The organism is Algibacter sp. (genome assembly GCF_049667265.1).
Classification (GTDB): Bacteria; Bacteroidota; Bacteroidia; order Flavobacteriales; family Flavobacteriaceae; genus Algibacter_B.
In genome coordinates this window covers 1-3,613 of sequence record NZ_JBATHX010000434.1, presented here as the reverse complement: position 1 = coordinate 3,613, position 3,613 = coordinate 1, and the positions used below count along the sequence as shown (strand labels likewise).

Below are 3,613 nucleotides of genomic sequence, written 5' to 3'. Positions count from 1 at the left end.
ACAGCATTTGTAGATATTTCAAAACCTAATGAACCAATCTATTTAGGAAATCTACCAACAGCAACAACCACAAGCCCTTGGCGCGATGTGAAAATTTATAAAGACCATGCATTTATTGTTGCCGATTGTAGTTTTGGAGATCCTACGTGTAATGATGATCATGGCATGCAGGTTTTCGATTTAACGCGATTAAGAGATGTAGCAAGTCCTCCTGAAACATTTACTGCCGATACCCATTTTACTGAATTTGGAAAAGCGCACAATATTGTCATTAATGAGGATAGTGGTTATGCTTATATTGTTGGGGCAAACCGAAGTTCAACTTTTGCAGGCGGTCCCATATTCATAAATATTCAAGATCCTAAAAACCCAGTTTCTGAAGGCGGATTTTTAGAAGGCGGATATTCTCATGATGCCCAAGTGATAACCTATAATGGTCCAGATACCGATTATTCCGGTAAAGAAATTTTAATAGGAAGCAATGAAAACGAGGTGGTCATTGCCGATGTTACTGATAAGGCTAATCCAACAATTATTTCAACTATAAGTTATACAAATGTTTGGTATGCGCATCAAGGTTGGTTTACAGAAGATATGAAATACTTTATTTTAGGCGATGAGCTAGATGAGCTTAGAACTGGAGGAAATACGCGAACTATTATTTTCGATTTTACCGATTTAGATAACCCTGCTTTTCATTTTGATTATTTTGGAACTAGCGCAGCTATTGATCATAATGGGTATGTAAAAAACAACACCTATTATTTCGCAAATTATCGTGCTGGTGTTCGCATGCTAGGTATATCTGGAATTGGCGGAGGCACCATGGCTGAAGTCGGATTTTTTGATACCTATCCTACTAATAATGGCACAGAATTTAATGGTGCTTGGAGTATTTATCCTTTTTTCTCAAGTGGCAACATTATTGTTAGCGACATTGATAGAGGGTTATTTATAATTAGAAAAAGCGGCACATAATCACATATCATGTTTAACTACTTGAAGAAACATACATTCGCCTTTAGTCTAGTTTCTACTGTGTTTTTGGTTATTAGTTGTTCTAAAAACAATGATAATGACAAGGATTTAACCGAAACGATTAACGTTGACTTTGTAAAATCTGTTGGTGGTACAAAAAACGAAAGTGCCCAATCGGTTATAAAAACTACTGATGGCGGCTATGCCATTCTTGGATACACGCAAAGTATGGATGGCGACATCGCAAACAAATCAAACGAATCTTTTGATTATTGGCTACTTAAATTCAACCAAAACGATATACTTGAATGGCAAAAAACCTATGGTGGTTCTGATGATGACCGCGGTAACGGCATCATTCAAACATCCGATGGCGGTTATGCTATCCTAGGTTTTAGTAAAAGTACCGATGGCTCGGTTTCGGAAAATAACGGTGCTCACGATTTTTGGGTTTCAAAATTGGATGCCGCAGGAACAATTTCATGGGAAAAAAATTATGGGTTTTTGGGAGCAGATATTGGCAATACCATCATTCAGACTCAAGATGGCGGGTTTTTATTAACGGGAACCTTAGATGTTTCGGCTAGTAATGGCGCAGGCAATAGCAAAAGCATTTCTTCAAAAACAAATAAAACACAGCACGCTGGGGGCGATTATTGGGCCATAAAAACCAATGCTTTAGGTGAAAAACAATGGAGTAGATATTATGGCGGAACATTTACAGACACGCCTTATGATGCCATTCAAACACAAGATAATGGCTATATATTAGTGGGCTCATCTGATAGCGCTGATGTTGATATTAATAACAACAACGGCACCTACGATTTCTGGATTGTGAAAATTTCAGAAACTGGAACCTTAGTTTGGGAAAAATCTTTTGGAGGCTCGCAAACCGATGAAGCCAGGGCCATTGTAGAATCAAACGATGGAAACTATATTATTGTTGGCGATACTAGAAGTAGTGATTTTGACGTTTCTATAAACCATGGTGCAGCCGATTTATGGGTTATTAAAATTTCGCCTACCGGGAATCTTATTTGGGAAAAAACCTATGGCGGTATTAGTTTTGACGTAGCGCGTTCAATTTCAAAAACTCAAGATGATACCTTTATAATTTCTGGAAGCTCAAGAAGTATAGATGGTGACTTAACAAATAACCATGGACAAAATGATGCTTGGGTTATAAAAATAGATACTCATGGCGCCCTTAAATGGCAAAAAACAATAGGTGGTTCAGAAATAGATTTTGCTTATGGAGCTGTCGAATTGAATAATAAATCTATCATAGTGGTGGGAGAAACTAGTAGTGCCAACCTTGATATATCAGACAACAATGGATTCTCAGATGTACTAATTTTTAAGTTAAACTAATGAAAAAAATAATTCCCTTCCTGCTATTTTTTATGTCGTTTAGCATCATTTCTTGTGATCAAGGCAACGATGATAAAGTCACGTTAACAAACGCAACTTTTATTTTTTCCCATAATTGGGATGGAACTTTGGTGACAAATTCAGATTTTAACGTCATAAAATTTACTAATGACGCTGGCAATCAATTAAGTATTGAACGCTTTCGTTATCTTATTTCAAAAATCACTTTTTATAAAACTGATGGCAGCACCATGGTACTTGATGGTTATAACTTGGTGGACGTTACAAATAACGAAAACCTATCTTTTACGCCAACCTCATTTTTACCATCAGGTTCCTATAGTAACGTCACTTTTACTTTTGGATTCAATAATGAAGACAACTTAAACAACTACACAGACTTAAATACGGCATCATGGAATGTGCCTGCAATGTTGGGTGGTGGTTACCACTATATGCAATTAGACGGAAAATTTATAAATGATGTTAATGAAGAGCAAGGCTATAATTTTCATGCTATTAGAGCAGCAGATAATCCTGGGGCCGACCCAACGTTTCCTCAAGACACCTTTTTTAATGTGAACTTAGGAGCCGTTAATATAAGTAATAACGCCACTTTTAACATTGAAATGAATATTGCTGAATGGTTTAAAGACCCAAATATTTGGAACTTAAATGAATTAAACCAAATGCTTATGCCAAATTCTGGAGCGCAAATAATGATGTATGATAATGGTCAAGATGTATTTAGTTTAAAATCTGTAAATCAATAAAACAATCTTTTGAAAACATGGTATTTACATAGTATCGTTTTGATTCTTTTTTGTTTTTCTTGCGAAAATGAAACAGTCGAAACCTATGTTGCTATTCCAAGTCCTTTAGAAATACCCAAACTTTTTGAAGACAACATTCTAGACCCTATAATTCCTTTTGACAATCCACAAACCGTTGAAGGCATTGCGTTAGGCAAAAAACTATTTTTTGATCCTATTTTATCAGAAGATAATTCACAAGCTTGCGCCGATTGTCATGCGCCAGAACATGCGTTTACAGATTCAGCCAGAATTAGCGATGGTGTTAAAGGAATTTTTGGAACCCGAAACTCCATGCCGCTTTTTAATTTAGCTTGGAATTATGATGAAAAATTCTTTTGGGATGGCAATACATTTAGCCTAGAACATCAAGCATTCGTGCCAGTTTCAGATCCTATTGAAATGAATAGTAGCTGGGTAAATGTGGTTGAAAAACTTCAACAAAACCC

At 36.2% G+C, this 3,613-nt stretch carries 4 protein-coding genes; all 4 read left to right on the top strand.

The window, feature by feature from the left end; genetic code table 11:
- Positions 1-978, top strand: a 978-nt coding sequence (locus WBN21_RS15100; protein ID WP_424201723.1) for a choice-of-anchor B family protein, incomplete at its 5' end; no start/stop codon positions are given.
- A 21-nt stretch (positions 979-999) separates the two neighbouring features.
- Positions 1,000-2,352 carry a hypothetical protein gene (locus tag WBN21_RS15095; RefSeq protein ID WP_424201721.1) on the top strand — a complete coding sequence of 451 codons (1,353 nt, stop codon included), beginning with the start codon at positions 1,000-1,002 and terminating at the stop codon, positions 2,350-2,352.
- Entirely contained in the window at positions 2,352-3,125 is a 774-nt protein-coding gene (locus tag WBN21_RS15090; RefSeq protein WP_424201719.1) for an MbnP family protein, read from the top strand. Before WBN21_RS15095 ends, WBN21_RS15090 begins: the two co-directional genes overlap by 1 nt.
- A gap of 9 nt (positions 3,126-3,134) precedes the next feature.
- Positions 3,135-3,613: cytochrome-c peroxidase (locus WBN21_RS15085; RefSeq protein ID WP_424201717.1), on the top strand; the 479-nt coding region annotated here is incomplete at its 3' end.

Bases quoted from the DNA above. Each gene is read 5' to 3' on its own strand.
- WBN21_RS15090 (WP_424201719.1), top strand. From the start codon at position 2,352: ATGAAAAAAATAATTCCCTTCCTGCTATTTTTTATGTCGTTTAGCATC.